Origin of the sequence: Sphingobium lactosutens DS20 (assembly GCF_000445105.1) — a bacterium.
In the GTDB taxonomy this organism is placed as follows: Bacteria; Pseudomonadota; Alphaproteobacteria; order Sphingomonadales; family Sphingomonadaceae; genus Sphingobium; species Sphingobium lactosutens.
The window spans coordinates 1-1410 of the sequence record NZ_ATDP01000012.1 but is presented as its reverse complement, the minus strand read 5'-3'; the positions used below and the strand labels follow the sequence as shown (position 1 = coordinate 1410).

Sequence of the window (1410 nt, the reverse complement as noted above, 5' to 3'; positions counted from 1 at the left end):
TTGCTTCGAACAGAATGTTGCGAAGATCTGCGTGATGTTCCTGGCGTCGTATGCGATTTCGCGCTGCCTCAGGAATGACCGAAAGTCGTCGGCGACCATGCCGTGGTCACGCTGCGGTTCGGGCAGGTTGGCCCGTGCGATGGCGCCAAAGGCGCTATGGGCGATATGTCCATATTCCGGGAAGGCGATCGGCGGTTCGTCGATCGCCTTGTCTTGTGCGGAAGGAGTAGCCCGGCCAGGCGTGGGTGCAGTCTGGACCAGGGCAGGGGAGGGGGCTCCGGGTTCGCTCGTGAGGTTGCGCCTGACCATGCGCAGGAACGGTTCGGCCTCTGCGCGCAATTCCAGTTCGAGCGCGTAACCCGGCAGCGCGTTTTCCCGGACGATCTTGGTCATCTCGAATTTGAAGCGACGATAGTCACCTTCCGCGCCCGATTTTTCGAACAGCGTCGGCATGGAGATCGCGAAGCCGTCCGTTCCGGCGCCGCCGGCGTGCTTGCGCGCAACCCGGTACAGCCAGCGTTCTCTCCCCCCGGTGAGCGAGAAATAGGCGGGATCGATCGCGAGGACGCCGCCTTCCATCAGCACGCCGTCGTAAAACCACTTGGCGAGGGTGATGCGCATACCTCGCACGTTGCCCGTGCGGTCCTTGAGCTGACTGTAGCTGTCGATCCAGGAGAAAGTGGTTTCGACAGCGTCGCCCGAGCGGATATTGGTCTTCACCGTGGTTGACTGCAGACGGTCAAGCGCATTGCCCAGCAAGTCATAGGCTCGGCCGCCGACCTCGCGTTTGAGTGTCCTGAGCATGTCGTAGGGCACGACGTTCAAGGTTTGCGGAATGTCGTTCGCACCGCGGCGCTTATGTTCGATGAGCACCGAGGCGCAGTAGATCAGGATGTCGAGATCGTAGATCGTGGCGAGGCCATATTCCGAGTTGGCCGAAACATGGACGGTAACTTTTCGGTCCGGACTGACATAGTCGATCGGCTTCAGGCGCTTGCGCTTGGACAGGGAAAAGAATGGGCGTTCCATCGTTTCGCGCTGGTCGCGAAGCGGCAGTGCCGTCAGTTGCGGCAGAAAGAGGTCTACTTGACCGTCTTCGCGGTAGTCCTGTGGCATCTCATGTCCTGCAACACGCGTAAAACGCGTTTTACTCCATCATAACGATTTGAAAATAAAAGATTTATTGTGGATTCTCATTATCGCGCAAATCTCGCGCTCTCGATGACCGGACGCAGTGCGTCCAGAATCTCATCGACCGATGCGCGGCCTTTTGGATTGATGTTGATCGTGATGCCCTTCGCCTTGGTATCGGCGAGAACTTGTCCGATCTCCTTGCCCGAAGCTGCCGTCAGAGCCGGCTTCGCCTTTGGCGAAGGCGCAGGCCTGGAAGGTGTCACGGCCGCGGCCAGG

Annotated in this window: 1 protein-coding gene and 1 pseudogene; both read right to left on the bottom strand. The window is 59.4% G+C overall.

The annotated features are described in order from the left end of the window. Positions 1-1116: replication initiator protein A (locus RLDS_RS29295; RefSeq protein ID WP_021224248.1), on the bottom strand; the 1116-nt coding region annotated here is incomplete at its 3' end. Between the two features lie 80 nt (positions 1117-1196). Continuing rightward, positions 1197-1410 (bottom strand): annotated as a pseudogene (locus RLDS_RS0127340) (ParB/RepB/Spo0J family partition protein); the annotation flags it as partial.